Origin of the sequence: Citrobacter sp. RHB35-C17 (assembly GCF_013816795.1) — a bacterium.
In the GTDB taxonomy this organism is placed as follows: Bacteria; Pseudomonadota; Gammaproteobacteria; order Enterobacterales; family Enterobacteriaceae; genus Citrobacter_A; species Citrobacter_A amalonaticus.
Map to the genome: position 1 here is coordinate 2,705,115 of NZ_CP057150.1, position 26,141 is coordinate 2,731,255.

At 52.8% G+C, this 26,141-nt stretch carries 26 protein-coding genes and 1 pseudogene; 7 read left to right on the forward strand and 20 right to left on the reverse strand.

Annotated elements, in window-relative coordinates:
- Window positions 1-10 precede the first annotated feature (10 nt).
- From HVZ37_RS12815 to tar, 4 genes are read right to left on the reverse strand one after another with little or no spacing between them, the layout of a single operon-like run.
- Complete coding sequence (locus HVZ37_RS12815; protein ID WP_043000337.1) at window positions 11-1,060, reverse strand: chemotaxis response regulator protein-glutamate methylesterase; 1,050 nt, start codon at window positions 1,058-1,060, stop codon at window positions 11-13.
- Window positions 1,057-1,923 (reverse strand): protein-glutamate O-methyltransferase CheR, encoded by an 867-nt coding sequence (gene cheR / locus HVZ37_RS12820; RefSeq protein WP_043000336.1) that lies wholly within the window; start codon window positions 1,921-1,923, stop codon window positions 1,057-1,059. Before cheR ends, HVZ37_RS12815 begins: the two co-directional genes overlap by 4 nt.
- A gap of 19 nt (window positions 1,924-1,942) precedes the next feature.
- Window positions 1,943-3,544: a methyl-accepting chemotaxis protein IV gene (tap, locus tag HVZ37_RS12825; protein WP_181627576.1), complete on the reverse strand. Its 1,602-nt coding sequence runs from the start codon at window positions 3,542-3,544 to the stop codon at window positions 1,943-1,945.
- 44 nt (window positions 3,545-3,588) lie between these two features.
- Window positions 3,589-5,250 carry a methyl-accepting chemotaxis protein II gene (tar, locus tag HVZ37_RS12830; protein WP_044264796.1) on the reverse strand — a complete coding sequence of 554 codons (1,662 nt, stop codon included), beginning with the start codon at window positions 5,248-5,250 and terminating at the stop codon, window positions 3,589-3,591.
- 332 nt (window positions 5,251-5,582) lie between these two features.
- Here tar and HVZ37_RS12835 point away from each other — a divergent pair, with 332 nt between their 5' ends.
- Window positions 5,583-6,851 (forward strand): dicarboxylate/amino acid:cation symporter, encoded by a 1,269-nt coding sequence (locus HVZ37_RS12835; protein WP_044327049.1) that lies wholly within the window; start codon window positions 5,583-5,585, stop codon window positions 6,849-6,851.
- Window positions 6,852-6,941: 90 nt separating this feature from the next.
- Here the strand turns inward: HVZ37_RS12835 and cheW are convergent, their stop codons facing one another.
- The 6 genes from cheW to flhD form a co-directional block, all read right to left on the reverse strand.
- Window positions 6,942-7,445, reverse strand: a complete 504-nt coding sequence (gene cheW, locus HVZ37_RS12840; protein ID WP_043000332.1) for a chemotaxis protein CheW — start codon at window positions 7,443-7,445, stop codon at window positions 6,942-6,944.
- 21 nt (window positions 7,446-7,466) lie between these two features.
- A complete protein-coding gene (gene cheA / locus HVZ37_RS12845; protein ID WP_099433113.1) occupies window positions 7,467-9,488 on the reverse strand; it encodes a chemotaxis protein CheA in 2,022 nt (673 codons plus the stop codon).
- A gap of 4 nt (window positions 9,489-9,492) precedes the next feature.
- Complete coding sequence (gene motB, locus HVZ37_RS12850; RefSeq protein ID WP_043000330.1) at window positions 9,493-10,422, reverse strand: flagellar motor protein MotB; 930 nt, start codon at window positions 10,420-10,422, stop codon at window positions 9,493-9,495.
- A complete protein-coding gene (gene motA / locus HVZ37_RS12855; protein ID WP_043000329.1) occupies window positions 10,419-11,312 on the reverse strand; it encodes a flagellar motor stator protein MotA in 894 nt (297 codons plus the stop codon). The genes motB and motA overlap by 4 nt, the downstream gene beginning before the upstream one ends.
- A gap of 125 nt (window positions 11,313-11,437) precedes the next feature.
- Window positions 11,438-12,016, reverse strand: a complete 579-nt coding sequence (gene flhC / locus HVZ37_RS12860) for a flagellar transcriptional regulator FlhC (protein ID WP_042318680.1) — start codon at window positions 12,014-12,016, stop codon at window positions 11,438-11,440.
- A 2-nt stretch (window positions 12,017-12,018) separates the two neighbouring features.
- Window positions 12,019-12,369 carry a flagellar transcriptional regulator FlhD gene (flhD, locus tag HVZ37_RS12865; protein WP_043000328.1) on the reverse strand — a complete coding sequence of 117 codons (351 nt, stop codon included), beginning with the start codon at window positions 12,367-12,369 and terminating at the stop codon, window positions 12,019-12,021.
- A gap of 795 nt (window positions 12,370-13,164) precedes the next feature.
- Here flhD and uspC point away from each other — a divergent pair.
- Complete coding sequence (gene uspC, locus HVZ37_RS12870; RefSeq protein WP_043000327.1) at window positions 13,165-13,593, forward strand: universal stress protein UspC; 429 nt, start codon at window positions 13,165-13,167, stop codon at window positions 13,591-13,593.
- Window positions 13,594-13,609: 16 nt separating this feature from the next.
- On the opposite strand, the gene otsA is transcribed toward uspC, so the two are convergent.
- The 6 genes from otsA to HVZ37_RS12900 form a co-directional block, all read right to left on the reverse strand.
- Window positions 13,610-15,031: an alpha,alpha-trehalose-phosphate synthase gene (otsA, locus tag HVZ37_RS12875; RefSeq protein ID WP_043000326.1), complete on the reverse strand. Its 1,422-nt coding sequence runs from the start codon at window positions 15,029-15,031 to the stop codon at window positions 13,610-13,612.
- On the reverse strand, window positions 15,006-15,806 hold the full coding sequence (gene otsB, locus HVZ37_RS12880) for a trehalose-phosphatase (protein ID WP_043000325.1): 801 nt from the start codon (window positions 15,804-15,806) through the stop codon (window positions 15,006-15,008). Before otsB ends, otsA begins: the two co-directional genes overlap by 26 nt.
- A 165-nt stretch (window positions 15,807-15,971) precedes the next feature.
- Window positions 15,972-16,964 (reverse strand): arabinose ABC transporter permease AraH, encoded by a 993-nt coding sequence (araH, locus tag HVZ37_RS12885; protein WP_043000324.1) that lies wholly within the window; start codon window positions 16,962-16,964, stop codon window positions 15,972-15,974.
- A gap of 14 nt (window positions 16,965-16,978) precedes the next feature.
- Window positions 16,979-18,493, reverse strand: coding sequence for an arabinose ABC transporter ATP-binding protein AraG (araG, locus tag HVZ37_RS12890; protein ID WP_043000323.1), 1,515 nt, complete (start codon window positions 18,491-18,493; stop codon window positions 16,979-16,981).
- Between the two features lie 85 nt (window positions 18,494-18,578).
- Complete coding sequence (gene araF, locus HVZ37_RS12895; RefSeq protein ID WP_043000322.1) at window positions 18,579-19,568, reverse strand: arabinose ABC transporter substrate-binding protein AraF; 990 nt, start codon at window positions 19,566-19,568, stop codon at window positions 18,579-18,581.
- A gap of 318 nt (window positions 19,569-19,886) precedes the next feature.
- A complete protein-coding gene (locus HVZ37_RS12900; protein ID WP_054176303.1) occupies window positions 19,887-20,444 on the reverse strand; it encodes a DJ-1/PfpI family protein in 558 nt (185 codons plus the stop codon).
- 519 nt (window positions 20,445-20,963) lie between these two features.
- On the opposite strand from HVZ37_RS12900, the gene HVZ37_RS12905 reads away from it, so the two are divergent.
- A complete protein-coding gene (locus tag HVZ37_RS12905) occupies window positions 20,964-21,467 on the forward strand; it encodes a non-heme ferritin-like protein (RefSeq protein WP_043000320.1) in 504 nt (167 codons plus the stop codon).
- Window positions 21,468-21,593: 126 nt separating this feature from the next.
- Here the strand turns inward: HVZ37_RS12905 and HVZ37_RS12910 are convergent, their stop codons facing one another.
- Both HVZ37_RS12910 and azuC read right to left on the reverse strand, forming a co-directional pair.
- Entirely contained in the window at window positions 21,594-21,845 is a 252-nt protein-coding gene (locus HVZ37_RS12910; RefSeq protein ID WP_043000319.1) for a DUF2766 family protein, read from the reverse strand.
- Between the two features lie 120 nt (window positions 21,846-21,965).
- Window positions 21,966-22,052: a stress response protein AzuC gene (gene azuC, locus HVZ37_RS12915; RefSeq protein ID WP_086513008.1), complete on the reverse strand. Its 87-nt coding sequence runs from the start codon at window positions 22,050-22,052 to the stop codon at window positions 21,966-21,968.
- Window positions 22,053-22,382: 330 nt separating this feature from the next.
- On the opposite strand from azuC, the pseudogene HVZ37_RS23140 reads away from it, so the two are divergent.
- A pseudogene (locus tag HVZ37_RS23140) lies at window positions 22,383-22,496 on the forward strand (hypothetical protein); the annotation flags it as partial.
- Between the two features lie 47 nt (window positions 22,497-22,543).
- On the opposite strand, the gene HVZ37_RS12925 reads toward HVZ37_RS23140, so the two are convergent.
- On the reverse strand, window positions 22,544-23,182 hold the full coding sequence (locus HVZ37_RS12925; RefSeq protein ID WP_043000317.1) for an RpiB/LacA/LacB family sugar-phosphate isomerase: 639 nt from the start codon (window positions 23,180-23,182) through the stop codon (window positions 22,544-22,546).
- A 259-nt stretch (window positions 23,183-23,441) separates the two neighbouring features.
- Here HVZ37_RS12925 and yecR point away from each other — a divergent pair, with 259 nt between their 5' ends.
- Together yecR and ftnA are read left to right on the forward strand one after the other, a co-directional pair.
- Window positions 23,442-23,777 (forward strand): YecR family lipoprotein, encoded by a 336-nt coding sequence (gene yecR / locus HVZ37_RS12930; protein ID WP_054176304.1) that lies wholly within the window; start codon window positions 23,442-23,444, stop codon window positions 23,775-23,777.
- A 182-nt stretch (window positions 23,778-23,959) separates the two neighbouring features.
- A complete protein-coding gene (ftnA, locus tag HVZ37_RS12935) occupies window positions 23,960-24,457 on the forward strand; it encodes a non-heme ferritin (RefSeq protein ID WP_042318344.1) in 498 nt (165 codons plus the stop codon).
- Window positions 24,458-24,491: 34 nt separating this feature from the next.
- On the opposite strand, the gene HVZ37_RS12940 is transcribed toward ftnA, so the two are convergent.
- Entirely contained in the window at window positions 24,492-24,731 is a 240-nt protein-coding gene (locus tag HVZ37_RS12940) for a YecH family metal-binding protein (protein WP_043000315.1), read from the reverse strand.
- A gap of 251 nt (window positions 24,732-24,982) precedes the next feature.
- Here HVZ37_RS12940 and tyrP point away from each other — a divergent pair, with 251 nt between their 5' ends.
- Window positions 24,983-26,134 carry a tyrosine transporter TyrP gene (gene tyrP, locus HVZ37_RS12945; RefSeq protein ID WP_249418364.1) on the forward strand — a complete coding sequence of 384 codons (1,152 nt, stop codon included), beginning with the start codon at window positions 24,983-24,985 and terminating at the stop codon, window positions 26,132-26,134.
- Window positions 26,135-26,141 lie beyond the last annotated feature (7 nt).

Sequence of the window (26,141 nt, forward strand, 5' to 3'; positions counted from 1 at the left end):
TACTCCTGATTCAAATACGTATTGCCTGTCCGGCACTGATTTTCGCCAGCATCTGCTGGCTAACCTGACTAAGATCGACCACTTCGCTGACGCCACCCATATTGATAGCTTCGCGCGGCATGCCGAACACCACACAACTTGCTTCATTTTGCGCAATCGTCCAGGCGCCCGCCTGGTGCATCGCTAACATTCCGGCGGCGCCGTCGTTGCCCATTCCCGTCAGGATCACCCCGACGGCGTTGCGCCCCGCATGAATCGCTACCGAATGAAACAGCACATCCACCGACGGCCGGTGCCGGTTAACCGGTGGACCGTCATGAATTTTGATTTGATAGTTTGCCCCGCTGCGTGCCAGTTCCATGTGTTTATCGCCCGGCGCAATGTAGGCATGACCCGGCAGAACACGCTCGCCGTCCTCCGCCTCTTTCACGGTTATCTGACACAGCTTGTTCAGACGTTCAGCAAACGAGCGGGTAAAACCGGGAGGCATATGCTGCGTAATAATGACCGCCGGACTGGAGAGCGGCAGCGGTTGCAGCACATGGCGAATTGCCTCGGTGCCCCCCGTCGAGGCGCCAATCGCAATCAGTTTTTCCGAACTGAGCAGCGGCCCCGCCTTTAAGGTGACCGGCGCCGCAAGCGGTTTATGGGCTGTCAGACGTGCGCGTGACGCCGTGCGCACTTTCTCCGCAATCATCTCGCTGTAGGCCAGCATCCCTTCGCGGATCCCCAACTGCGGCTTGGTGACAAAATCGATCGCCCCCAGTTCCAGCGCCCGCAGCGTCACTTCCGAGCCTTTCCCCGTCAGCGACGACACCATCACCACCGGCATCGGACGCAGTCGCATCAGCTTTTCAAGAAAATCGAGGCCGTCCATCCGCGGCATTTCGACGTCCAGCGTCAGCACGTCAGGGTTATATTTCTTGATTAAATCCCGGGCGACGAGCGGATCGGGTGCGGTTGCCACCATCTCCATGTCGCTATAGCTGTTAATAATTTCGGTCATGATTTGGCGCATCAATGCAGAATCATCGACCGACAACACCCTGATTTTACTCATGCTTTACCCTTACTTAGCGCATAAACCGTTTGCCCGCGCAGGCTAAAGTCGCGCACGAGGTTACTAAAGTTCTCTGAATGCCCGGCAAACAGCAGACCATCAGGCTTAAGAAGAGGGACAAAACGGCGCAGAATGTCCTGCTGCGTCGTTTTATCGAAATAGATCATCACATTGCGGCAGAAAATGGCGTCGAACGGTCCCGGCACGTTGTACTGCTTATCGAGCAGGTTAATCACGGAAAACTCGACGTGGCTTGCCAGTTCCTGACGTACACGCACCAGCCCATCATGAGGACCGGTTCCGCGCATGAAATAACGCTGGAGCTGCTGCGGCGACAGGGTCTTCAGTTCGTCCAGGCGATAGATCCCGCTACGGGCCTTTTCCAGCACTTCAGTATCAATATCGCTGGCGAACACCTTCCAGCGCCCTGGCGCCATGCCCAGCGTATCGGCCAACGTAATGGCGATACTGTACGGCTCTTCACCGGTCGATGCCGCGGCGCTCCAGACCCGGTATTCGCCGCTGTGACGACGCGCGCTTTCCGCCAATACCGGGAAATGGTGCCCTTCGCGGAAAAAAGCGGTCAGGTTAGTGGTCAACGAGTTGATAAAAGCCTGCCACTCTGCGCTGCTTTGATTCGCTTCCAGCACGCTGAGATAGTGACCAAAATCATCCATTCCCAGCGTACGCAGACGACGGACCAGGCGGTTGTAAACCATGTCCCGCTTGTGGTCCGCCAGCACGATCCCCGCACGCTGGTAGATTAATTGACATATCCGACGAAAGTGCGCGTCGGACAGCGCAAGGCGCTGGGTCATCTGTAACAATAATGACGTTTGCCCGTTGGGCAGAGATGATGTCATAGCGCCTTCTCAATCACATTCAGGATACAACGGGCACAGCCTGCGGCGGTGCCGATTCTTGGTGTGTTACCACATGCTCTTCAAGTTTGAATACTGCTACACGGGCTGACAGCGTGTCGGCCTGATGCGCGAGTTGCCCGGTCGCGGCGGCGGCTTCTTCCACCAGCGCGGCGTTCTGTTGTGTCACCTGATCCATCTGGGTGACGGCCTGTGCCACCTGCTCTATTCCTCTGCGTTGTTCGTCTGACGCCGAGGCAATCTCGCCCATGATGTCGTTGACCCGGGTGACCGAGCTGACGATTTCCGTCATGGTACGGGCAGCCGTATCGACGAGTTGCGATCCCTGGTGGACGCGGTTCACCGACTCTTCAATTAACCCTTTAATCTCTTTTGCTGCCTGGGCGCTGCGGCTCGCCAGGTTGCGTACTTCTCCGGCAACCACAGCAAATCCACGCCCCTGCTCACCAGCACGCGCCGCTTCGACCGCCGCGTTGAGCGCCAGAATATTGGTCTGGAAGGCGATACCGTCGATCACCCCGATAATGTCGCCAATCTTTTGCGAACTGGCGGCAATCGCCTGCATCGTACTGGCGACTTTGGTGGTCTGTTCGCCGCCGGTTTTCGCCGTTTCGGCGGCGCTTTTTGCCAGCCCGGAAGCCTGGCGCGCATTGTCGGCGTTTTGACCGACGGTAGCCGTTAACTGCTCCATGCTGGCCGCCGTCTGCGCCAATGACGCCGCCTGCTGCTCGGTGCGTGAGGAGAGATCGTTATTACCCATCGCGATTTCAGAAATCCCGGTGTGCATCGCCAGACTGCCCTGACGCACGTCGCTGACGGTTTCCCGCAGCGCCTGTTGCATCGCCTTCAGGCTGGCAAAGATCGCCGAAATCTCATTACGCCCGTAAACCGCAATCGGCCGCGCCAGGTTGCCCTCGGCAATGCTGTCAAAATGACTGCCGATAATCGCCAGCGGCTGGACGATCATTTTGCGCGACCAGTACAGCGCTCCGGTGGTTAACAGCGCGGCAATAATGACCATGCTGATAAAGATCGCTGCCGACATGTGATAGTTGTTTTTGCTCTGTTGCCCAGCCACCACCAGCACATGGTTAATGTTCTGCTGCCAGGCGTTAAAGTTCACATCAAAGGCATCCTGTGACGCCTGCACTGGCGCGGTCAGAAAGTCTGACAACTGGTTGTTTTCAAGCCAGGTGGCCTGATGCTCCAGATCGCTGCGCCACTGGGTGAAGCTTTTCTCTGTTGCGTCCTGCAGCGCTTTGCCCGATTCCGTATTCGCCTCGATAGCCTTGAAGCCATTGAACAACGTGGCGGACTGCGCCAGGCTTTCGCGCGCGATAACCATCAGGCTTTTGATGTCATCGGGCGGATAGCTCAGCGCCGTTAATGTCCCGGCCTTGTTGAGGGCGGTACTCGCCTGTAATAAAACGGCGCGCGTTTGTGCCAGCGCCGCGCGTTGCTGATTACTCTGCTCGACCTGATTCAGGCTCTGAAAACCGTCCCGAAATGCCCAGAAAGACAAGCCATTACTGCCAATCTGCAATACACCGCAGAGGATCAAAATCAAAAACAGCGTGGTCGAGATTCGAATACGATTAAACATCAACGCTCCCATCAGGCGGCAACGGCCGCAGTGTTAAATTTCGGTCAAAATGTTTCCCAGTTAGTATCGTGCTCCATGCTTAACGAGGGCTTCTGCGCGCTGCGGGGCGCGTCTGCAGAAGTCCGTTCTTCTTTGGTTTTTACCGCATAAGGACGCGCGGCAAGACGAAATGCGGAGACCGCCATCGTCAGTCGGCTGGCCTGTTCTTCCAGCGCGGCCGCGGCGGCTGCGGATTCCTGGACCAGCGAGGCGTTTTGCTGCGTCACGCGGTCCATTTCAGAAACCGCCAGCGCCACCTGATCGATGCCACGGCTTTGTTCATCAGAAGCCGAGGCAATTTCGCCCATAATGTCGGTCACGCGGGTCACCGCATTGACGATATCGTTCATGGTCTCACCCGCGCTTTCGACCAGCACGGAGCCGGTATCCACGCGCGAAACGGAATCTTCAATCAGCGCTTTGATCTCTTTTGCCGCCTGCGCACTGCGACTGGCCAGATTACGTACCTCACCGGCGACCACCGCAAAGCCACGCCCCTGCTCACCTGCTCGCGCGGCTTCCACCGCGGCGTTCAGTGCCAGGATATTGGTCTGGAAGGCAATACCGTCGATAACGCTGATAATGTCGGCAATTTTCTTCGAGCTACCGGCAATTTCATGCATCGTTTTAACGACGTTATCCACCACTTTGCCGCCGTGCTGCGCGGTTTCCGAGGCGCTCTGCGCCAGTTGCGACGCTTGTCGGGCATTGTCGGCGTTCTGTTTCACCGTCGCGGTTAACTCTTCCATGCTGGCCGCCGTCTCTTCCAGCGCCGACGCCTGTTGTTCGGTCCGCGATGAAAGATCGGTGTTGCCGGTGGCGATTTCCGTGGTACCGGCGTAGATGGCATCGGAGCCTTCGCGCACCTGGGTGACGGTGTCTACCAGCGAGCGCTGCATGTGATCGACGCTACCAGCCAGTTCGCCAATTTCATTCCGTCCGGCAACGGTCAGCGTGTTGGTCAGGTTGCCGCCGGCGATTTCACGAATATGAGCGATGACGCTGGCAAGCGGGTTGAGCAGGGTGTGACGAATGCCGTACCACACCACCACCAGGATCAGCACCAGCACCACCGCCAGAATGGCGAGTTGCCACTGCGCAAACTGGTAGTCGCGCGCGCTTTCATCAAACGCCTGGCGATAGAGTTTTTCGCTGACGCTGGCGTACTTGCTCTTCGCGTCGCCGAGTCCGTTTTGCATTCCCTGCGTCGGTTGCGCGAAAAAGGCATCCATGTTGCCGCTTTCCAGGAACTGCACCAGTTCGGTTAAACCGGCAAAATAGTTCTGGTATTTTTCGTCCACATTGTTGCTGACCTCCACCATCTCTGGCAGCGGATCGATAGCTTTAAATCTGGCGTAGTGCTCTGCCGCCTGAGCGAGGGAATTTTTCGCGCTCTTCAGCAGATCGTTTTTTGCGCTACTCTGCTGATTGTTGGCGTCCATCATCATGCGTGCAGAGGAACGGCTGAGGTTGATACGTGTTTGCAGCATCAGATCCCATGTCGAGGTCAGTTCACTCTGCTGTTGGCGTAGATCGTTGGAAATAACAAAACTTTTTTGATTCTGCTGTAAAGACGAAAACAGCAAACCACCAGAGACAAGCTGTAGCAGTGCGAAAACCCCCAGCACCATCATCAGCATTGTGACAACGCGGATACGGTTAAACATAAGGCACCTTCCTGAAAACGAGTTAACAACGTTATCGGCACCCTTGATAAGAACTTTACGTTTGCGAAAGGGAAATCCAGGTCAGAAGGCGATATCCACTCCACCCTGTCACTGAGATGGCAGACGCGTGGCTGGCAGTCACAGACGTTTATGCTATCCCGTGCTAAAAAGTACGCGGTCATGAATACAACAAAATAAGCAAATAATAAAAAAAAGTTGTAACCCACGACGAATTACTCCAGGTTAGGTAGGAAATGATTTGGCGTAATTAAATACATAAAACATATGTATCGCTGATAAAAAATTGTTAAATTCAGCCTGAGGGATTTTTAGTGGCAAATGCAAATAAACTCACGATATTCATCGTGATTTTCATGCTGGCAGGTATTGTGTCAGGTGCGGTTATTCACTCGTATACATCCGAAAGCGTCATTGCCGCCTGGTCGGATAACATCACCCTCCTCACCGACATCTTCTTACGTTTGATTAAGATGGTTATCGCCCCCCTGGTGTTCAGCACTCTGACTGTGGGCATTATGCGTCTTGGCGAGACGTCCACCATCGGACGTGTGGGCGGCAAAGCGATGATCTGGTTCATCAGCTCTTCTATTCTTTCCATTCTGGTGGGCCTTTTTATTGTCACCCTGGAACAACCCGGCAGCGGACTCAATCTGGCTATCCCGAAAGAAGCCGTGGATACCGGTCTCGCCGTCGGCGGGATGAGCCTGAAAGGTTTCCTGTCACATACCATTCCTACCAGCATTGCCGGTGCGATGGCCAATAACGAAATTTTGCAGATTGTGGTGTTCTCAATGTTCTTCGGGATCGGCGGCGCGTCGTTGGGCGAAAAATTCAATACCCCGCTGGTGGCGGCGCTGGACGTGGTTTCCCACATTATGTTGAAAGTGACCGGCTACGTGATGTACGTCGCCCCGCTGGCCATTTTTGCCGCCATCTCCTCGGTGATCGCCACCGAAGGATTGGGCATTTTGCTCAACTACGCCTCGTTCATTGGCGGTTATTACGTGGCAATTCTGATGACCTGTCTGGTGTTGCTGGCAGTGGGATATCTGGTACTGAAAAAAGAGGTGTTTCGCCTGCTTGGTATGCTCAAGGATCCGGTTCTGGTGGCCTTTACCACCAGCAGTTCTGAAGCGGCCTATCCGAAAACGCTGGAGCAACTGACGACATTTGGCTGCTCGCGCAACATCGTCTCTTTCGTGCTGCCCATTGGTTACTCGTTCAACCTGGTCGGTTCAATGGTTTACTGCTCTTTTGCGTCGATGTTTATCGCGCAGGCCTACAACATTCATCTGTCGTTTGCTGAGATTAGCGTCCTGATGCTCACGCTGATGCTGGCGTCAAAAGGTATTGCCGGCGTTCCGCGTTCCGCGTTAGTGGTGCTGGCGGCAACGATTCCGAGCTTTAACATTCCGGTCGCCGGCATTTTGCTTCTGATGGGTATCGACCATTTTCTCGACATGGGCCGTTCCGCCATTAACGTGTTAGGTAACGGTATTGCGACGGCGATGCTGGCACAAAACGAAGGTTTACTGGAAGAGAGTGAGGAGGAGGCGGTGTCGCAGCAGGTCGGAGCATAACGGTTGACTGTCAGATAGCGCTTCGCTTATCCGGCCTACGTTGAGGTGGTAGGCCGGATAAGGCGTTTACGCCGTCATCTGATCATGCGATTAGGCGACGTGAGAGGCGGCCATATCTAACAGCGCCATTTCGTCACTGTTCAGCAGTTTCTCAATGTTCACCAGAATCAACATCCGGTCGCCCAGCGCACCGAGTCCGGTCAGGTATTCCGTTGACAGCGTTACGGCAAATTCCGGTGCAGGACGGATTTGCTCTGCGGTCAGCGACAGCACATCAGACACGCCATCGACAACGATCCCCACCACGCGCTGTCCCAGATTCAGCACAATCACCACGGTGTTATCGTTGTAATCAACATCACCCTGGCAGAACTTCACGCGCAGATCGACAATCGGCACAATCACGCCGCGCAGGTTGGTCACCCCTTTGATGAAGGCAGGCGTGTTGGCAATGCGCGTGACCTGATCGTAACCACGGATCTCCTGCACTTTCAGGATGTCGATACCGTACTCTTCATCTCCCAGCGTAAACACCAGGAATTCCTGACCTGACGGCTCGCCGGCCAGTTTGCTTACATTAGTCATACCGGTCATATTTTACCCTTTCTTACTCAATCAGGCGGCGGTGATCGCCATACGTTGTTCGCGATTTAAACCCTGCAGGGCGGAGACATCCACAATCAGCGCGACGCTGCCATCGCCAAGAATAGTGGCGGCTGAAATACCCGGCACTTTGCGATAATTACTCTCCAGGTTTTTAACCACCACCTGGTGCTGACCGATCAACTGATCGACCAACAGCGCGTAACGGCGACCGCCGCTTTGCAGGATCACCACGATGCCCTGGGTGGCTTCGGTTTTCGCCCCTTCCACTTCAAAGACTTTCCACAACTCAACCAGCGGCAGATATTCGCCGCGTACTTCCAGCACACGCTCGCCCCCGGCCAGCGGATGCAGATCATCGTCACGTGGTTGCAGGGATTCCATCACCGCATTCAGCGGCAGAATGAAGACTTCGTCGGCGACGCGCACGGACATGCCGTCGAGGATCGCCAGCGTCAGCGGCAGCAAAATACGAATGGTGGTGCCGGCCCCTTGCTTCGACTGGATTTCAACGTGGCCACCCATCTCCTGGATATTCCGTTTCACCACATCCATACCCACGCCGCGTCCGGAAACGTCGGTCACCTGCTCGGCCGTCGAGAAGCCTGGGGCAAAAATCAGCATCCCCACTTCGTCATCGGTCATGTTTTCATTGACCGCCATCCCCTGGGAGATCGCCTTCGCCAGAATGCGCTCGCGGTTCAGTCCAGCCCCGTCATCGGTCACTTCGATGCAGATGTTGCCGCCCTGATGTTCCGCCGACAAAATCAGATTGCCCACCACATTCTTACCGGATTCCATGCGTTTTTCCGGCAGTTCGATACCGTGGTCAAGGCTGTTACGCACCAGGTGCGTTAGCGGGTCGATAATGCGTTCAATCAGGCTCTTGTCGAGTTCCGTCGAGCTGCCGACCAGCGTCAGTTCAACCTGTTTACCAAGCTTGCCCGCCAGGTCGCGCACCAGACGCGGGAAGCGGCTGAACACGTATTCCATGGGCATCATACGAATCGACATCACCGATTCCTGCAGATCGCGGGCGTTACGTTGTAACTGCCCCATGCTGGTGATGAGATCGCCATGATTGACCGGGTCGAGTTCGTTCGAACGCTGGGCCAGCATTGACTGGGTAATCACCAGCTCACCGACCAGGTTGATCAGCTGATCTACCTTCTCCACCGCCACGCGAATGCTGGTGGATTCACTGGCGCGTGCCGGTTTTTCCCGCTCTACGCGTCCGGTTTGCGCTTCTCTGCCAACCGCTTTCACCGCTGGGACGGCGACGACAGGCTGTTCGACCGCAACCACTTCAGCCACTTCCGGCTGGACCGCGGGTGCCGTCGCTGTCACCACTTTCTCAAAGGCAATCTGGTCGGCTTCAATCACAAAGCACAGCACGGCAATGACGTCATCCTCTGCAATGTCGCCATCAAGCGTGGCCGCCAGGCTGTCTTCGCCCTTGACGACATCAGACAGGGTGGACAGATTGCCCAGCTCTTCTTCCAGCAGGGCCACTTCACTGGCCTTCAGGCGCGAGAGAAAGATGCGTAATTTCGCTTCTTCTGCCACGACCACGTCGTCAGGTGTCGTGTTGTCGACCACGCTCAGTCGGGCATTCGCCACCACCGCTGGCGCGGTTTCACCTTTTGCTTCCAGCGCTAACTGGCGTAATGCCGTGCAGATGTATTCGAAACTGGCGGCATCCGGCTCCTGCGAACTTTTATAGGCATCGAGCTGTTCCTGCATAATATCTTTCGTTTCCAAAAACAGGTTGATAATGGCGGTATTGAGCTGCATCTCACCGCGACGCGCATCATCCAGCAGGTTCTCCATCAGATGCGTGGTTTCCTGCAAAACGGTAAAGCCGAACGTGCCGGCGCCCCCTTTGATGGAGTGCGCTGCACGAAATATGGCATTCAGTTGCTCGGCATCCGGCGCTTCGGGCGCCAGATCGAGCAGATGTTGCTCCATGTCAGCCAACAACTCGTCAGCTTCATCAAAAAAAGTCTGATAAAAATCGCTTATATCCATGCTCACGCTATCACCTCGGATTGGCTGGTGGCGATGTGGGAACGCTTACCTGCGGACTGGCCTCAGGCTGTTGTAATACACTTACCGGCTCGTTCTGGCTTTCAGCGTTTTCATGCAAAATGGCCTGTTCGGACTGTTTGTTCAGCACCAACAGACTGATTCGGCGGTTGATGGCGTCATCCGGACCGCGATCGCTCATACGCATCGTGGCGGCCATGCCGACCACCCGTAATACTTTTCCGTCATCCAGACCGCCCTGTACCAGTTCACGCCGCGAAGCATTGGCGCGATCGGCAGAGAGCTCCCAGTTGCTATAGCCTTTTTCACCGTTCGCGTAAGGGAAATCATCCGTATGCCCGGACAGGCTGATACGGTTGGGAATACCGTTCAGCACCGGGGCGATTGCCCGCAGGATGTCACGCATATAAGGCTCAACCTCGGCGCTACCGGTTTTAAACATCGGGCGATTCTGGCTGTCGATAATCTGAATACGCAGCCCTTCCTGCACCAGGTCAATCTTCAGATGCGGACGCAGCGCCCGCAGTTTGGGATCCGATTCGATAAGCTGATCGAGGTCGCCACGCAGTTTGCTCAGGCGATTTTGTTCCATACGTTTTTTCAGTTCATCGAGGTTCGGCTGCTTATTCACTTCACCCTGTTGCTGGGTAAAGTCATCACCACCGCCAGGAATCGCGCTCTGGCTATTGGAAATGCGATTCCCTCCCGTCACCGCCGTCGCCAGCGGGGTACGGAAGTATTCGGCAATCTGAATCAGTTCTTTAGGGCTGGAGATGGAAATGAGCCACATCACCAGAAAAAAGGCCATCATGGCGGTCATAAAGTCAGCGTAAGCAATCTTCCACGATCCGTGTGCGCCGCCGCCATGCCCCTTATGTTTGCGCCGTTTAACCACGACGATAGGATGAGACCGATTCTTCATGCGCCCTCAGTCGTCGTCTGCTGCTGTTGGTTCGGGTTTTTCACGGCGCGAACATGTTCTTCCAGTTCAATGAATGACGGGCGCTCGCTGGAATACAACGTTTTACGCCCAAACTCGACGGCGATCGGCGGGGCGTAACCGTTCAGATTTGACAGCAACGTGATTTTCACGCACTGCATCATTTTGCTGGTTTCCGCGCTCTTCTGACGCAGGACGCTGGCAAGCGGTGAAATAAAACCGTAGGCCAGCAGAATACCGAGGAATGTACCGACCATCGCATGGGCAATCAGTGAGCCCAGTTCTGCAGCCGGTCGATCCGCTGACGCGAGGGCGTGTACGACCCCCATCACCGCCGCAACGATACCAAACGCCGGCAGTGAATCCCCCATCAGTGCCAGGCTGTTGGCCGGGACTTCCGATTCACTTTCGTGCGTTTCAATCTCTTCGTCCATCAGCGCTTCGATCTCGAAGGTATTCATGTTGCCGCTGATGATCAGGCGCAGGTAATCGACGATGAATTCCAGCATCACCGAGTCGGCCAGAATACGGGGATAGCTGGCAAAAATTTCGCTCTCTTTCGGGTTCTCAATGTCTCGTTCAAGCGAGAACATCCCCTGCTGGCGAGACTTAGCCATCAGGCGATAGAGCAGTGCCAGCAGATCCATATACATCGCTTTGGTGTATTTCGAACGACGAAACAGTAACGGCAGCGCTTTCAGTGTCCCCTTGATGGCTTTACCGTTGTTACCCACGATAAATGCCCCTATTCCCGCGCCACCGATGATGACAAATTCAGCCGGTTGATAGAGTGCCCCCAGGTTTCCACCAGTCATCATGTAACCGCCGAAAACTGTACCAATAACCACCAGGTAACCTAATAAGATAAGCACGACATCATCCTTCTGCTGTTGACTATGACAGGATGCGCAGTCGGGGCGTTAACGCGTTGGCGAGGCAAAAAAAAGCAGCGGTAATGACTTACCGCTGCTGGAGTGTTTCGTCCACACCGTATCGGTTAAACAGCCTGTTCGATCTGTTCATCCAGCAGTTGTGGAATAATATCGGCAGCATCCTGGGAAAGTTTACGTCTTTTTACCGCACGGGAAGGCGGCTGGCATAAACTGCAGGCAAAACTGCCCGCAGGTTGGTGAGCGTGGGTAATGAAATTACCACCACAGCAGTTACAGCTTGATAACTGAAGCAAGCCGCTTTCGACAAAACGCACCAGCGTCCACGCGCGAGTCAACGCCAACAGCGGCCCATCTTCACCCTGCGGACACTGTTCCAGGTACAGTCGATACGCCTTAATGACGGCATCAACACCGCTACACAGGCCCGTTTTAAGTAAGAACTGCCAGGCATTACAGAACATGGAAGCATGTATATTTTGCTCCCAGGTCATAAACCAGTCAGTGGAAAACGGCAGCATGCCTTTTGGCGGGGGACTGCCGCGAAGTTCTTTGTACAGCTTGATGAGGCGACCGCGGCTTAACTGCGTTTCGCTTTCCAGCATTTGCAAACGGGCACCCAGTGTGATCAATTCCATCGCTAACTGGATATCACGAGCTTCCTGAACAATGCTTTTTTCACTCATCATCAGGCCCTTTTCTTACGCGCGGTTTCATCAGCCTGATTGACATCACTTAACAGACGCGTGGACAGCATGATACCGGTGTGAATTTGCTGGAGATCGTCTACTCTGGAATCCTGAGTCAGACGCGTAATGGTTTGATGACTGTCGAAACGGAAATGACACACAAGCTGATTCGTTTCTGCCAGTTTTACCATTTGCGGAAGGGTCAGCGCCCCCAGAGAGGTCGCCATTTCCTCATTGATTCCGAGACGAAACATGGCGGACGCTTTGTCCTGAACGATTAGACGCTGTGCAAGGAGTAAATATGACAAATTGATGTCATAAATGTGTTTCAGCAACTCGGATGTATGCATTATTCCCATCCAGAATAACCAACTTTTATTTTTATGCGGAAAAACCGCACCCCGTGATGTCGCCGGGAATTCCCGGTAAAAAAATCAAATATGTCAAACACATACCTTCGACTCAGGCGCTTAAAACATCAATGCGCGCGTCACGCTGGCATCTTGCCTGGTTGTAACGCGAGCACATGAATTCTTACAAATGCCTAAGATTTTTCCTAATTCGACGCAACTGTACTCGTCACACCCGAGACATACAACAAACCCACGCTGCGAATTTGGAAAATATGTGATGCACGTCACATAAATTAACTTAATCGTTAACATAAATCCATCAGTTGGGCTTTTATTTTGCTGGGAAATTAATCAGCAAAACGCCATTTTATTCTCACGGGTATTAAATCAAGCGTCAGGGGCGGCGAAAGATTTTACGCAACCAGCGTTAATATCACGCAAGTAAAATAATTGAAATGCATTTATCTGCTTCCGCAAGCAAAATTATTTTTATGCTTGTGAAACAATATGTTAATTGTTACTTATTTTTTATGAATACGCAGAGCTTATGATTAGATTGCGATTAATCACGAACATGAATTTGTTAAACCAAATTTTGATTGACTCGATGATTTAATTTAAGTCAATCGATTTGGTTAACTTTTTTAGTTATTCCTGAGTTACACCTATAAGGAATATTAATGAATAATTATGATAGCGTTCACATTATTGTCATATAGAGGCATTGCAGTTGTCAGCAAATCGGAGTAATGCTGAAGAACCACCTCATATTCTTGCAATAAGGAGCGAGTTATGAGCTACACCCACATTCTTGTCGCCGTGGCAGTCACCCCGGAAAGCCAACAACTCCTGGCGAAAGCCGTCTCCATTGCCCGTCCCGTCAACGCACGAATCAGCCTCATCACCCTCGCCTCCGACCCCGAGTTATACAATCAATTTGCCGCCCCCATGCTGGAGGATTTACGCGCGGTAATGCATGAGGAGACCACTGATTTTCTTGAAAAACTGGGGAAAGAGGCGGGCTATCCGATCGCGCAGACGTTCATTACCTACGGCGAGTTAAGCGAGCATATTCTGGATGTGTGCCGCAAACACGACGTGGATCTGGTCATCTGTGGCAACCACAACCATAGCTTCTTTTCGCGAGCCTCCTGCTCGGCGAAAAGTGTGGTGAGTTCAAGCCTGGTGGACGTCCTGCTGGTCCCGCTTGAAGGAGATTGATCCCCGAAAACCTCGCTCAGGCAAGCTTTGGAAACGTCGCGACTTTCCGTTGCTGAAGAGTTTCAGCGCTGCGCGGGGTGATCGTCTTTAGATCGCAGATAAACTGCTCCTGCCAGTGGTTGATGTCGTTTTTGACAATCACTTCCAGCATCTCAGCATGCCGCGAAATACGCTCGGAAAGCGGCATTGTGAGTGCACGATCCAGCGCCGCCGCGACTTCATCGCGATCGTAAGGATTAACGATCAGCGCTGAGGTCAGCTCATTTGCCGCACCGGCGAACTGAGACAACACCAGAACGCCTGGATTGGCGGGATCCTGGGCAGCAACGAATTCCTTCGCCACCAGATTCATACCATCTCGCAGCGGCGTGACCAGCCCTACATCTGAATAGCGAAACACTTTCATCAGTAATTTGCGGTCGAAATGTTGGTTGAGATAGAACAGTGGCGTCCAGCCCAGTTGCCCGTATTTACCGTTAATGCGCCCGGCTTCTGTCTCAAGCTGGTGACGGATATCCTGATATGCCTGCACATCGCCACGTGAAGTGGGCGCAATCTGCGTATAACGGATTTTTCCGTGATGCTGAGGGTATTTCTCCAGCAACGCCTCGTAGGCCTGAAAACGCTCTGGCAACCCTTTTGAGTAATCCAGTCGCTCAACGGAAAAGATATTCTTTAGATTCTTCAGCTCCGCTTTCAGCTGCGCCAGTTTTGGCGGCAGTGGACCAGAAGCCTGCTGGGCAATCTCCTGCGGCTCGATTCCGATGGGATACACCTCGGTGCTGAACGATTTTCCCCAGGCCGTGTGGCTGCGCGTATCGTGAGTCGTGACTCTCGTCAGGCTGGAGAGACAGTCAAGGAAGGCCAGCCTGTCGTTTTCCGTCTGGAATCCCAGCAGGTCAAAATCGCATAACTGCTCAAGCAACTCTTCCGATGACGGCAACGCGTTAAAGATTTCCGGCGTTGGGAAAGGAATGTGTAAGAAGAAACCAATACGATTATTCACGCCACGTTTACGCAGTTCGCTGGCGAACGGCAAAAGGTGATAATCATGAATCCAGAGGATGTCATCTTTTTTCAGTAACGGCAGCAGCTTATCTGCCAGCAGCGCGTTCACCCGCAGATAGCCTTCCCAGGCGGTGCGCTGAAAATTCACCAGATCTAAACGGTAGTGAAAGGCGGGCCACAACACGGCATTAGAGAACTGGTTGTAATACTCCTCGTGGTCTTTTTCGCTCAGGTTAAACGACGCCCAGGTGATATTGCCCCGGGTGACCTTTTTTAATGGCTGATCCTCGTTACCCAGCTCGCCACTCCAACCGAACCACAGTCCCCCCGCCGCTTTCAGCGCGCCCAGCACACCAACGGCCAGGCCGCCTGCACTGGTTTTGTTATCGGGGGGCGCAATTCGATTAGATACTACGACTAAACGACTCATGGCCATCTCTCCTGTCATTCATGGTTGTTTCTTGTTGTGCAGTGTAAACAGACTCCAGCCAGCGCCAGACGTCTGGCACCCCGGCTAATCGCCATTGCGCCTGCGTCTCCCCCTCTCCCACCTTCACTGAAATGCCACCCGCCTCGTTCACCACGCGAAACCCGGTCTCATCGGTCAGATCGTCACCCAGAAAAACAGGGACCCGCCCGGCAAACGGCGCTTCACGCATAAACGCGGCTATCGCTTCACCTTTATTGGTGCCTTTCGGCTTAATTTCGACAACGCACTTCCCTTGCTGGAGCGCAAGCTGCGGCCAGGTTTGCGTAATACGCAGTGCCAGCGCCTGCAGCGCAGCTTCATGTTCTGGCGCCTGTCGATAGTGCAGCGCAAACGCCATCCCTTTGGTTTCCATCTCCGTCCCCGGCAGTTTCGCCAGCGCCGTATGTAACTGCACGCTAATATCGCGTTCTATTGCCGAAGGGAGATGCACAATATGCATTTTCCCATTGATGTCACGGCGTTCAGCCCCATGCACCCCTGCCAGCGGAAAGCGCCAGGGGTGAGCCAACGCGTCAAGTTCAACCATTGAGCGCCCTGAAATCAATGCCAAAGCCCCTGCGTTGCGTTCTGCAAGGTGGTGGAGCATCTGAAGGATCGTGGGAGGAATCACCACCTGGTCTGGATGCGGCTTTAACTCCGCAAGGGTTCCATCGAGATCAAAAAAATAAGCATAGTGCACGGACTGTTCAGGGGTTACGGTTAACGGTTCTGCCACCCGGTACTCCTCCTTATTGTTATATCTGAGCCGCGCGAATCGCGCCTCATAAGCAACCGTAAGTATAGACAGTGTGACGATGCTCGCCATTTGCAAAGACAATTGCCAGCCGGGTGTAGCGGCTGGCAAAGGAGAGGAACTAGACTAAAAAGTTAGACTTTTTTATCAGACCGTACGCTTGGCTTTTTGTTTGTAACGGTCGAAGATCACTGCTGCCAGCAGGATCAAGCCGCGTACGACGTACTGGGCGAAGGGCGAAATGTTCAGCAGGTTCATCGCATTCTCCACGGTCCCCAGGATCAGGACACCCGCCACCACATATGAGATTTTTCCGATGCCGCCCTTCAGGGAAACGCCGCCTAACACGCAGGCGGAGATGACGATCAGTTCATAGCCAATGGAGGTCATCGGCTGTCCACTTGTCATACGCGAGGCGAGGATAATCCCGGCCGCCGCAGAGACCAGACCGGAGAGCACGAAAATAATGATTTTGGTACGCACCACCGGCACCCCGGCCAGACGCGCTGCCTCTTCGTTGCCCCCAATCGCTAGCGTGTTGCGCCCGAAAGTGGTTTTGTTCAACAACAAGCCAAAGATAATCAGGCAGCCTACCGTGAGCCAGATCGGCGCCGGTAAGCCGAACCAGTTGGCGTAGCCGAGGGTAAAGAAGCGCTCGTCTTCAATCCCCACCGCTTTACCGTCGGAAATGATGTATGCCAGACCACGGACGATTTGCATCGTTGCCAGCGTGGTGATCAGCGCGTTGATCTTGAGTTGTGCAATCACGAAGCCGTTAACCAGCCCGCACAGCACCCCCAGCAACAGACCCGCCCCCACGCCAATCCACAGGCTTTCGGTCATGTTGATGACCACCGCCGTGGTCACCCCGGCACAGGCAATCACCGACGCCACGGACAGGTCAAAATCTCCTGATGCCAGGCAGAACAACATGCCGCAGGCCACCATGCCCGACATGGAGATCGCCAGCCCCAGCCCTTTCATGTTGATGAATGTTGCGAAGTTCGGCACAAAAATAGCGCAGGCGAGGAACAGGACGGCGAAGACCACCAGCATGCCATACTGGTCCCAGATACGTCCCAGGCTAAAGGGTGATGGCGACTTTGGTGCGCCCGATCCGGAAGTTGTTACGGAAGACATCATTCTCTCCTTTCTCAGGCGACAGCCTGGCTAACTTTAGGCATCGCAAGGCTTAGCGCCTGGCGCTCATCCGCCTGTTCGTGAAGTAATTCCCCGGCGATCTCTCCTTCCCGCATCACCACAATGCGGTCAGCCACGCCGAGGACTTCCGGCAGGTCACTGGAGGCGAACAGCACGGCAACGCCGCGTGCGGCCAGGGCATAAATAACGTTATAAATTTCGTGCTTCGCGCCAACATCAATGCCGCGTGTCGGTTCGTCGAGCAAAATCACTTTCATCTCTTCCGATAGCCAGCGACCGAGAATCGCCTTTTGCTGGTTACCACCGGAGAGATTCATAATTAACTGTTCGGCACTGGGGGTTTTGATATTCAGCGAGCGAATGTGTTGGTCAGCATTGGTTTCTTCCCATCCGTTGTTGATCACACATCCCCCCAGCACATGCTTACGCCGGGCGCTGATGTTGATGTTGTCACGTACCGAATGCACCGGGATGATCCCCTCCGCTTTCCGGTCTTCCGGGCACAGCATCATGCCTGCCGCGATAGCATTCGCCGGCTTGCGGATATCAATCGGTTTTTCGTCGATGTACACCTGCCCTTCGCTGATACGGGTGCCGCCAAATAAGCCTTTCATTAACTCACTGCGGCCCGCGCCTACCAGCCCAAACAGCCCAACGATTTCGCCGCTGCGTACCGTAAGGCTGATGGGTGTGCGTACGCCCTGCGCTTTTACGGCATGCAAGCGCAGGCGTTCTGCGCCATAGGGACGTGGCTGCCAGCCGTAAATATCGCCCAGATCGCGCCCAACCATCGCCTGCACCAGCGCATCGTGGTTGACCTGCTGCATGTCGGTAAAGGTTTTCACGTAACGGCCATCTTTAAACACGGTAATCGCATCACTGAGCGCGAAAATCTCTTCCATGCGGTGCGAAACATACAGAATGACGCGCCCTTCTTTACGCAGTTCGCGGATCACCCGGAACAGGTTTTCGATCTCCCTTGCAGAGAGCGAACTGGTCGGTTCATCGAAGGCAATAATCTTGGCGTTGCGCGCCAGTGCTTTGGCAATTTCCACCATCTGCCACTGGCCGATGGAGAGATATTTCAGAGGGGTCGCAGGATCGATATCCATCCCCAGATGTTTAAGTTGTAAACCCGCTTCATAATTAAGCAGAGTGCGGTTCACAATGCCGCCTTTGTGTGGCAGTTGCCCGAGATAGATATTCTCGGCAACGGTCATCTCCGGCACGAGATGTAATTCCTGGTAAATAATGGCAACGCCGGCATTCAGCGCGGCGGTGGTATCCGCGAAGCTCATTTCCTGCTCGCGAATCGCCAAAGAGCCCGTGGTTGGCGCATAGTTACCGCTGAGAATTTTTAAAAGCGTTGATTTCCCGGCGCCATTTTCACCCATCAGCGCATGCACCTGACCGGCGTAACAGTCAAAACTGATATCCGTAAGCGCTTTAACGCCGGGGAAGGTTTTACCAATGCCGCGAAATGAGAGATACGGGGTAGACTGTTGCATAACGTCTCCGTGAGTCAGTATCGTTCTAACCGGTTGCCGGATGGCGACATGAGCGATGCCATCCGGCTTTTCACTTGCTGTCTTCTTACTTACCGCCTAACCCTTTTTTCGCCAGCTCTTCTTTGAAGTTGTCACGGGTGATCAGCACCACGTCAGTCACTTCGGTGAATGCCGGTGGTTCTGCGCCTTTAGTCACCCAGTTGTAGAGCATTTCGCTGGATTTATAACCGTGAACGTCCGGGCTTGGCAGCAGTGAGCCGTAGAAGCCGGTCGCCTGCCCTTTCGACAGTTCGCTCACTGCGTCAACGCCATTAATACCAATGCCGATCACGTCCGCCGCCTTAAAGCCCTGGCCTTCAGTGGCGCGCACGCCGCCGAGTACCGTGTTATCGTTCATGCCGACAATCAACCAGTGTTTAACTTCAGGGTGCTGAACCAGCATGGAGTTGGCAGCATCAAATGCGCCGGGGATATCGTTAGATTTGGTAGGAACCTGGTAAATCTGTTTTTCCGGGAAACCGGCGGCTTTCAGCGCTTCCATCGAACCGCCGGTACGACGACGTGCGGTATCCAGTTCGTTGGCCGTAATCGCCATAACCGCGGTGTCTTTGACGTCCCAACCCCGTTTCTGCATCTCTTTATACAGTTCCTGGCCCTGACGCTCGCCGATTTTGGTTGCCGCCATCATCACCAACGGGACGGTATCCATCGGTTTGCCTTTGGCATTGACGAACTGATCGTCCACGGCGATCACTTTCATGTCGTAGCCGCGCGCCTTCGCGACAATAGCGGAACCCAGTTTTGGATCCGGGGTACAAATAACAAACCCCTTCGCCCCGCTCGCCGCCAGGCTGTCGATCGCATTCAGCGTCTTCTCGCCGTCCGGCACCGCAATTTTAATCACTTCAAAGCCCAAATCTTTCCCGGCTTTATCGGCAAATTTCCACTCCGTCTGGAACCAGGGTTCTTCCGGTTGTTTCACCAGAAAACCCAGTTTCATCGATTCTGCCATAGCGGATTGTGACATAACGGCAGCCAGACCGATGGCTGCCAGCGCTTTAGTGAATTTGTGCATGGTTAACTCCAGCTTTAGCGTCATTTTATGTAGGGTAATATTCAACGACTTTATGTAATTCAGACGAAAAACAAGGCATTACCAAAAGAACTCAAGATAAGTGCCAGTGCTGGAATAGTTGTAGCGGGAAATTGATTCTCCATAGGAGAGCGGCATCACACCGCAGAATTACAGTAATTGCGTACATAAATTCAGCGGAAAATGACATAAGAAATGGGGTAATTGTCAGACAAATAAAAAGTGGCGTAGCACATTAATCCATAAGGTCAGCTCACAAATCCTTGTACCCGAATCCCCCTGTATTCGGGTACGAACGAATTACCACGGATAATAGATATGTTCAGCATGTTCACGAACGGGTTGTTCATTGCCTAACAAACGGGCTGACAGCGTCAGGGCAAAATCAAAAATATGGCCTAACCCTTTACCACTCAGGAGATGCCCATCCTCCACAACCGGCGCATCAACATAAACGCCATCAGTCACCGTTTTATAGAGATCGCCTGAGCAGACATAACGACGCCCCTTCAGTAAGCCGTTGCCGCCTAATACACGAGCGGCCGCTGAACAAATGGGACAAATTAATTTTCCGGCGGCATCATGGCGCGAGACAAACTCAATAACCTGTGGATTCGCCGCCAGGTTTACGCTCCCTTGTGGGCCGCCCGGCAGCACCACCGCGTCATACAGGCGCTCCTGCTGCCCCGCCAGCGTGTAATCGGTGACCATTGGGACATTGTGGTAGCTCACGACGGCGCGAGATTCCGCGCAGGCCAGGGTATCGACGTCAATATTCAGACGACGCAAGATATCAATAGTAACGATCGCTTCCGCTTCCTCGAAACCCGATGCCAGCAAGACGGCCACTCTTTTCATTCACCTTTCCTCATTTATTACAGGCTGATAACACCGAAAATGACGAATTAATCATTCGGTTATAATTGAACAAGATGTCGCTGCCCTGATTTTTAGTAAGAGACAAACTGGCATTATTTCTGCCAGAACGGTTTCACAGGATTATTATCGCGGCAGGGACGGTAAAGATTATCAATATTCTGATATTACCACGCTAAACTATCCACTTTTGTGACTTAAAACATCATTTCAAAATTGTAAAACCATTCAAGCTTCAACAAAATCAATCAGATATATAATTTCACATTATGTTTACCAAATACGGGGTGATGTATTAACTTCAGTAATGTGTAAAAAATCATAAACAATGCCACTTAAGGATTTTCTTATTCCATTGATGCAGGTATGCTTATTTTCGATTCGCGATGGAATTGACTCTTCGATCACATAATGGACTGGCAGAATGGACGTATTCTGCTAACAGTAAGTTGTGCAGATTAGCGCTGCACATCCCTTCTATCAGGAAATAAGGATATTGATATGGCTGCAGTTGGAATGGTAAACAAACTCAATAATCAAATGAATCTTGAGTTTTATGCTTCCAATCTCTACCTCCATCTGAGTGAGTGGTGTTCTGAACACCGTCTGATGGGTACTGCGACTTTCTTACGTACTCAAGCCCAGAGTAACGTCACCCAAATGATGCGCGTCTTTAACTTCATGAAAAATGCCGGGGCGAATCCGGTCGTTAAGGCCATTGATGTACCAGGCGAAGACTTACATTCGCTGGAAGAACTGTTTCAGAAAACAATGGAAGATTATGAGCAACGCGCCAGCACGCTTTCGCAGCTCACCAACGAAGCGGAAGCCCTGAACGATGCGCCTACCCTGAATTTTCTCCACGCTCTGGAAAAAGAACAGCAGCAAGATGGGCTGTTGTTACAAACAATTCTTGAGGAAGTGCGTAGCGCCAAACGCGCGGGACTGTGCCCGGAGCAGACCGATCAGCACGTGCTCAACGTCGTCAATTATCAACAGCATTAATTGACCACGCTATTGGCCTGCATTTCACTCCCCGGCAGGCCAATTCGCAAAGCCTTTTCAGCCTGATGCCTCCACTTTGGGAGGCATTGCAAAAAGTATTTCTATAATATAAAACAACGGCATATTTTAGTGCGCTTCGCCCTGCGGCGTGAATTTCAGTTCAATCAGTGCGATCGCTTTCTGGATAGCGCGCCGCGTGACGGGATCGGCAGCTGCGGGATGCGTTGAAAAATCAATGTTTTTCAGCTGGCTGGTCATTTTTTCGCGAACTTCAACGGGAGCAATCACGTCGAGAACATCGAGAATTTGTTTGATGACGAGCTGGCAGGCGACAACGTCAGAGACCAGTTCCTGATCGGCATTCAGCGGTTGGGACATAGCAGGCGTTCCTGTTAGTGATGAAAGACCGTCATAGTACCGATTCAGAGGCCGAAACGATAGCCACACCTGACGCCGCGGACGACGGGTATAAAAAAACCTGCCGAAGCAGGTTTTTTATCAGCGGAACATATCGCCCGGCGGTACGTCTTTAAACGTTTTGCAATAATTTTCAAACATGCTTTTCAGGATTTTGCGCAGTTTCATGCCATGACTCCAACTATTTTGTTATGCAGGTGTTATCGTCTATGCGCATATAGTATGACCGTCATCACAAAAATCAACTACTTCGTGATTTGCATCACGTTTTATACTTAACATATTCTTTGCATTTGCGACTCTTTCACCGATAAATCAATTACCTACAGCAATATCAGTTCTGGTGAATTTTTATCGTTTTTTTTGAATGGCAAGTGCACGATGCAAGAAGCTCGAACCACAGAAAGCAAACGAGGTATCTCTTCTGCCACCCAGATCACCTTCAGCACGCCTGTCTGGCTTATTTTGCTGGTGCTGTACCTCGGGATTCAGTTTAGCGGCATCAGCTTTCGTCTGGTTTTTGTGGTCATCGCGCTTATCTGCCTGACTGGCATGGTGGAGACGTTACGACTGGTGAAAGAGGCGGGCAGCGCGGTGTCTGCCAGGAAGTAAAGTGGAAAGCCGGATGCGCATTACGCCCTCCGGCTTGTCAGCAAAAATTAGCCGAGGATTTCGCGAACGAACGCTTCAATCTCTTTGCTCTGGCCATTTTCAAAGAAGCATTGCTGGAAACGCTGACCGGAAACTGCCGTCTTCACCAGTTCCGGATCGATGGCACGCAGCGTATCAAGATAGTTGTCTTTAACGACCGCCGCTTTGACCTGGTTAAGGATCCCGGCGTTACGCACCTGCGGTTCTTTACGCTCTGGCGGGTAACCTTCGCCATTGCGCCCCGTAAAGGCTTTCTCGAAGATAAAGCGCACGTTCAGTTCTGCCCCCCAGCCAAACCCTTTCGCAAACGGCAGAGACAGCGCATTACCGTTGTTAATCTGCGCGAACAGGAAGGCATCCGCCGGATCAATGCAGTAGCCACACACCACGCCCGGATGAATATTCAGTGACATCAACGCGCCCTGGCCTGTACCACAGCCGGTCACCACAAAATCAACCGCTTTTGAATTCAGCAGAATGCTCGCCATGATGCCAAGGTGGATATAGGTCAGGTGGTGGTCATTCTCGTCGCTCATCCCGACGTTGAATACCGGAAAACCCTTTTCATCCGCCACCGCTTTGAGCTCGCGGTGAATGATGGCGTTTTTACCCGCCTGGCTGTTTTCCATCATCAGTGCAATTTTCATTCTGTCTTCTCCTGAATGCGATGCGGGAAGTCCCGCCTTGAGTCATCACGATACCGCACAGTACTACTTAGCAAACATACTTTCAAATTTTATGAAAGATGGTTTTAAAAATGAGGGATAATTTCACATTTTCTTCAGGTGACCGCAAAATGACCGTCGTCGTGTGAATTAGTCGTTGCTGATCTATAAGTTATTCAGGCCATTGAAACGCTGATGTGTGAATTAGGATAGCGTATCACCGAACATTCAGAGCGATACCATGAAGACTCTTTTTATTGCCCTCTCACTGATACTCCTGACGGGATGCGCGATCAACAGACAGGCACAGGTGAGTGATGCCAGCGCGACAACCGGCGTTGTGCGATTGAGTTACGATCAGGCGATGCTGCAAAACGCCTATACCGACGACTATATCGCCCAGGGCACCGCCACACGCGCGTGTCAGCAACTAGGCTATGCCAGCGCCCAGCCATTCGGTCAACCCGTCAGCACCTGCAGTGTTTATGCTGGCTCCCTGTGTATGAACACGAAAATTACACTCTCCTGGCAATGTCAGGGCATCGCCATTTCGCAAGCAGCACCTCATTATTATTAATTTACGGGCCAGTATTAACTGGCCTGATTTATCCCGCGCTAATTATTTTATAGCGCAAATGCGTTTTATTCCCATTCGTATTTTTAATAATTAAATTTATTATTTTACCTTTTGCAAATATTTAAATAACAAATTATAGTGACGCCACATCAACATATTTATGAATTTTGTGGAGCGAAGTCATGCTGAAAACAGAAATGATCGACAAACTGAATGAGCAAATGAACCTGGAATTATATTCCTCCCTGCTCTATCAGCAGATGAGCGCCTGGTGTAGCTACCACAGCTTTGAAGGTGCCGCCGCGTTCCTGCGTCGCCACGCGCAGGAAGAGATGACGCACATGCAGCGTCTGTTTGACTATCTGACCGATACCGGCAGCCTGCCGCGCATTAATACCGTCTCATCGCCTTTTGCTGAATATGCATCGCTGGATGAGTTATTCCGTGTGACTTACGAACACGAACAGTTGATCACCCAGAAAATTAACGAACTGGCGCATGCCGCAATGACCAGTCAGGATTATCCGACCTTTAATTTCCTGCAATGGTATGTTGCCGAACAGCATGAAGAAGAGAAATTGTTTAAATCGGTGATTGATAAATTAACGCTGGCAGGAAAAAGCGGCGAAGGTTTGTATTTTATCGATAAAGAGCTGTCGACGCTCGATACCGCAAATTAATCATAAAACGGTGAGGAAATTCCTCACCGTTTTCTTAATGACGGCATATCTTGCTTTCGTGCGTAGAGAAACCGTCATCCTGAGCGATAAATTTCCCTTTCGCCGCCAGAAACGCCACCAGTTCTCCCGCCGTCATGCCCGACGCTGAGCAAGTATGAAAACGCGCCGCTTCGCCAAACCGCGCCTTAATCGCAGCTTCGAGGCTAGCCGTAGAATAGTTCTCGCCTGACTCAATCATCATATTCAACACTTCGTGACCGTGAACAGAATCCATCATTCCTCCTCAATAAAGTGCGTAGCCTACGGCGAAACGGCATCCTCTGCTTTGCGCCAACGCAGGTTGCGCTCATTTAGGGTGTAAATATTCTTATACAGTCGATGTAACGGTCATTTGACGAAAATAGCGTTTTGCCTTACCCTGCGCCGCAGATCTAACCGTTGTTTTTCTCTGGGACAGTGTAAAGCGTGAAGAATAGAACTCTGGGAAGTGTTTTCATCGTGGCAGGCACCACGATTGGCGCAGGGATGCTGGCGATGCCTTTGGCGGCCGCCGGGGTCGGTTTTGGTGTCACTTTAGCGTTATTGATTGGGTTGTGGGCATTGATGTGCTACACCGCGCTGTTGCTGCTTGAAGTGTATCAGCACGTCCCGGCTGACACCGGTTTAGGGACGCTGGCTAAGCGCTATCTGGGACGCTATGGTCAGTGGATAACCGGCTTCAGTATGATGTTCCTGATGTATGCGCTGACCGCTGCCTATATCTGCGGCGCGGGTGAGTTACTCGCCTCCAGTATCAGCGACTGGACCGGAAGCGAAATGTCCCCCACCGCTGGCGTATTACTGTTCACCTTTGTTGCCGGTGGCGTCGTCTGCGTGGGCACCTCGCTGGTCGATTTGTTTAACCGCTTTCTCTTTAGCGCCAAGATTATTTTCCTGGTCGTGATGCTGGCGCTGCTGATGCCGCACATTCATAAAGTCAATCTTCTGACCCTGCCGCTTGAGCAGGGGCTGGCGCTTTCGGCTATCCCGGTCATTTTCACCTCTTTCGGCTTTCACGGCAGCGTCCCCAGCATCGTGAGTTACATGGAAGGCAACATCCGCAAACTGCGGTGGGTATTTATTATCGGCAGCGCGATTCCGTTAGTGGCCTATATTTTCTGGCAACTGGCGACGCTCGGTAGCATCAACTCCACAACGTTTATGGGACTGCTGGCAAATCATGCGGGGTTGAATGGTTTGTTGCAGGCGTTACGGGAGGTCGTTGCCTCGCCGCACGTTGAGCTGGCGGTGCACCTTTTTGCTGACTTAGCGCTGGCAACCTCTTTCCTCGGCGTCGCACTGGGGCTGTTCGATTATCTGGCCGATCTGTTTCAGGGCCGCAATACAGCCGCTGGCCGGTTGCAAACGGGTGCAATCACCTTTCTGCCACCGCTGGCTTTCGCCCTCTTCTATCCACGTGGTTTTGTGATGGCGCTAGGCTACGCCGGCGTCGCGCTGGCAGTGCTGGCGCTGATCATCCCTTCACTGCTGGCATGGCAGAGTCGTAAACAGAATCCGCAGGCGGGCTATCGCGTACTGGGCGGACGCCCCGCGCTGGCACTGGTGTTTACCTGTGGCATTGTGGTGATCGGCGTACAATTTCTGATTGCCGCCGGACTGCTGCCCGAAGTGGGATAAAGAAAAG

Coding starts and splice junctions, on each gene's coding strand:
- HVZ37_RS12815 (WP_043000337.1), bottom strand. CDS start 1,060: ATGAGTAAAATCAGGGTGTTGTCGGTCGATGATTCTGCATTGATGCGC.
- cheR (WP_043000336.1), bottom strand. CDS start 1,923: ATGACATCATCTCTGCCCAACGGGCAAACGTCATTATTGTTACAGATG.
- tap (WP_181627576.1), bottom strand. CDS start 3,544: ATGTTTAATCGTATTCGAATCTCGACCACGCTGTTTTTGATTTTGATC.
- tar (WP_044264796.1), bottom strand. CDS start 5,250: ATGTTTAACCGTATCCGCGTTGTCACAATGCTGATGATGGTGCTGGGG.
- cheW (WP_043000332.1), bottom strand. CDS start 7,445: ATGACCGGTATGACTAATGTAAGCAAACTGGCCGGCGAGCCGTCAGGT.
- motB (WP_043000330.1), bottom strand. CDS start 10,422: ATGAAGAATCGGTCTCATCCTATCGTCGTGGTTAAACGGCGCAAACAT.
- flhC (WP_042318680.1), bottom strand. CDS start 12,016: ATGAGTGAAAAAAGCATTGTTCAGGAAGCTCGTGATATCCAGTTAGCG.
- flhD (WP_043000328.1), bottom strand. CDS start 12,369: ATGCATACATCCGAGTTGCTGAAACACATTTATGACATCAATTTGTCA.
- uspC (WP_043000327.1), top strand. CDS start 13,165: ATGAGCTACACCCACATTCTTGTCGCCGTGGCAGTCACCCCGGAAAGC.
- otsA (WP_043000326.1), bottom strand. CDS start 15,031: ATGAGTCGTTTAGTCGTAGTATCTAATCGAATTGCGCCCCCCGATAAC.
- araH (WP_043000324.1), bottom strand. CDS start 16,964: ATGTCTTCCGTAACAACTTCCGGATCGGGCGCACCAAAGTCGCCATCA.
- araG (WP_043000323.1), bottom strand. CDS start 18,493: ATGCAACAGTCTACCCCGTATCTCTCATTTCGCGGCATTGGTAAAACC.
- araF (WP_043000322.1), bottom strand. CDS start 19,568: ATGCACAAATTCACTAAAGCGCTGGCAGCCATCGGTCTGGCTGCCGTT.
- HVZ37_RS12900 (WP_054176303.1), bottom strand. CDS start 20,444: ATGAAAAGAGTGGCCGTCTTGCTGGCATCGGGTTTCGAGGAAGCGGAA.
- HVZ37_RS12905 (WP_043000320.1), top strand. CDS start 20,964: ATGGCTGCAGTTGGAATGGTAAACAAACTCAATAATCAAATGAATCTT.
- HVZ37_RS12910 (WP_043000319.1), bottom strand. CDS start 21,845: ATGTCCCAACCGCTGAATGCCGATCAGGAACTGGTCTCTGACGTTGTC.
- azuC (WP_086513008.1), bottom strand. CDS start 22,052: ATGAAACTGCGCAAAATCCTGAAAAGCATGTTTGAAAATTATTGCAAA.
- HVZ37_RS12925 (WP_043000317.1), bottom strand. CDS start 23,182: ATGAAAATTGCACTGATGATGGAAAACAGCCAGGCGGGTAAAAACGCC.
- yecR (WP_054176304.1), top strand. CDS start 23,442: ATGAAGACTCTTTTTATTGCCCTCTCACTGATACTCCTGACGGGATGC.
- ftnA (WP_042318344.1), top strand. CDS start 23,960: ATGCTGAAAACAGAAATGATCGACAAACTGAATGAGCAAATGAACCTG.
- HVZ37_RS12940 (WP_043000315.1), bottom strand. CDS start 24,731: ATGGATTCTGTTCACGGTCACGAAGTGTTGAATATGATGATTGAGTCA.
- tyrP (WP_249418364.1), top strand. CDS start 24,983: ATGCTGGCGATGCCTTTGGCGGCCGCCGGGGTCGGTTTTGGTGTCACT.